Source organism: Ferruginibacter sp. (genome assembly GCF_014377975.1).
In the GTDB taxonomy this organism is placed as follows: domain Bacteria; phylum Bacteroidota; class Bacteroidia; order Chitinophagales; family Chitinophagaceae; genus Ferruginibacter.
In genome coordinates, this window is record NZ_JACMOO010000344.1 from 1 (window position 1) to 1,554 (window position 1,554).

Below are 1,554 nucleotides of genomic sequence, written 5' to 3' on the forward strand. Positions count from 1 at the left end.
CAAAGGTAAAAATAGACTAGGAAAGTTTACATTATTTAATCTATTCTTAAGTGAGCATTTAGGTCCGTTAAAAAGGTATAAAAATTCTTGAAAAGCCTTTTTTACTTAAAGTTTACACCAATTCATAACTTAAAATCGTTGTTGCGACCCATTAAAAGGTAAAGCCTGTAAATTGTTTATTTACAGGCTTTATTATGGTGTACACTAGTGCGCCCAAAGGGATTCGAACCCCCATCATCAGAACCGGAATCTGAAATTCTATCCATTGAACTATGGGCGCAGAATAATTTGTTTTTACTTTAGAAATCCGGGGCGTAAAGGTCGCAGGGAATATTAGAAAATGAAACTAATTATCAATCATTTTTACTAGCCAAATTGCGCTACCATTCAATCTTTTTCTTATCTATAAAATCCTGAACCCCTTTTTTGCAATCTGTTGTCAGTCTTGCATCTACATTTTGTTCTGCAGTGTAATTTAAGGCTTCACCAAAATTCATGTTCTGGATACGGAAAAGCAATTGTTTAGTCAATGCCATAGCCTGGCCAGAATTGGTATGGCACAAATGCTGGGCATATGTCCAAACCCGGTGGCCGATTTCATCCTTAGAAACCACTTCGTAAATCATGCCAATATTAAGTGCTTGTTCTGCGGAAATGGAATCACCAGATAGTAACAAAGGCCTTGCTTTTCCACCTATTTTTCTCTTTAAAAACAAGGCAACTATAGAAGGAACAAATCCGATTTTTACTTCCGGGTAACCAAATTTTGCCTCAGGTATAGAAAAACTAAAATCTGCAATTGATGCCAGTCCACAACCACCTGCAAGTGCATGACCTTCAATCTGGGCAATCACTACTTTTTTTAATGTATAAATTATCCTGTAAAGTTGCTCTAATTGCTTGGCATCCTGAAGGTTTACTCCCCAAGGTTCGCTTTGCATTTCTTTCATTTTAACCAGGTCTGCACCAGAGCAAAATACATTGCCTGCTGCCTTTATTAAAATTACTTTTACATCCTTATCAGCTTCAAATTGCAGGAAAGCTTGCTGAAGCTCTACGATCATCTCAGTAGAAAGCGCATTCTTTCTTTCCGGACGGTTCAATGTGATCATGCCTACTCTGTCAGCAACTTCGAGTATTAAATTTTCCATTATTAAATATCTATTTTAAAAACTCCATCCGAATACAGATCCCAGACCCGGGAATCACCACTTTTCTGGATATTCTTGTTTCTGTACAAAATTACCTTTTTGATTTGAGTATTGCTGGTATATTTTTCCACTGATTTTAAGTTAGCGGGTAAGCATACATAATCTGGACGTTCCTGACCAAAAACATATTTTTCATTAACTCCCATTTGAAATTTGATTTTACCATATTTCAATAGCAAAGTCTTTTCCGGCAGATAACTAATTTGAATTTCCTTGACACCATTGGAATTCAATGGTTTGATAATTTGAGTTTTTACCGCAAAAGAATTAGAATCGATCCCTGATGGCAACCAAATACAGGCTTCCTTATTATGCCAGACAGTTAAGTATGCCTTTCCTTTAA

General features: G+C 36.3%; 2 protein-coding genes and 1 tRNA gene. All 3 read right to left on the reverse strand.

Annotated elements, in window-relative coordinates:
- Positions 1 to 208: 208 nt before the first annotated feature.
- A tRNA-Arg gene (locus H7254_RS16940) sits at positions 209 to 280 on the reverse strand.
- A 100-nt stretch (positions 281 to 380) separates the two neighbouring features.
- Entirely contained in the window at positions 381 to 1,151 is a 771-nt protein-coding gene (locus tag H7254_RS16945) for an enoyl-CoA hydratase/isomerase family protein (protein WP_301934094.1), read from the reverse strand.
- Between the two features lie 2 nt (positions 1,152 to 1,153).
- On the reverse strand, positions 1,154 to 1,554 hold a 401-nt coding region (locus H7254_RS16950; protein ID WP_301934095.1), incomplete at its 5' end, for a hypothetical protein.

Bases quoted from the DNA above. Each gene is read 5' to 3' on its own strand.
- H7254_RS16945 (WP_301934094.1), bottom strand. From the start codon at position 1,151: ATGGAAAATTTAATACTCGAAGTTGCTGACAGAGTAGGCATGATCACA.